Below are 471 nucleotides of genomic sequence, written 5' to 3'. Positions count from 1 at the left end.
AAAACGGAGCCCTGCCATGAATGGGATATGGCCGGTATTCAGCCTTCTCCTGCACAGGCACAGAATATTCGCGAAAAAACGGAGGCGGTATTCCGTCTGTTCCGGCCCGTACATCCGGTTGTGGCCGTATCGGCCCGCACCGGCTGGGAACTGGATACGCTGGTCAGTGCGCTCATGACAGCGCTTCCCGACCATGCCGCCAGTCCCCTGATGACCCGACTGCAGGACGAGCTGCGCACGGAATCTGTCCGCTCTCAGGCCCGTGAACAGTTTACCGGTGCGGTGGACCGGATATTTGACACAGCGGAGAGCGTCTGTGTTGCCTCTGTTGTCCGTACGGCCCTGCGCGCTGTTCGTGACACGGTGGTCTCTGTTGCCCGTGCGGTATGGAACTGGATTTTCTTCTGAACCTGTCGTGACTGATGCCCTCCCTGACTCTGAGTCTGCTCACAAAAGCACTGTTTTCGTTAC

Annotated in this window: 1 pseudogene; it reads left to right on the top strand. The window is 58.4% G+C overall.

Going from position 1 to position 471, the window contains the following annotated elements:
* Nucleotides 1-408: pseudogene (locus E0D98_RS25800) on the top strand (GTPase family protein); the annotation flags it as partial.
* Between the last annotated feature and the right edge of the window lie 63 nt (nt 409-471).

Origin of the sequence: Escherichia sp. KCJ4928, from assembly GCF_004352695.1 — a bacterium.
Classification (GTDB): Bacteria; Pseudomonadota; Gammaproteobacteria; order Enterobacterales; family Enterobacteriaceae; genus ECMA0423.
The sequence above is the reverse complement of the archived record's forward strand: the minus strand, read 5'-3'. Positions and strand labels throughout refer to the sequence as shown.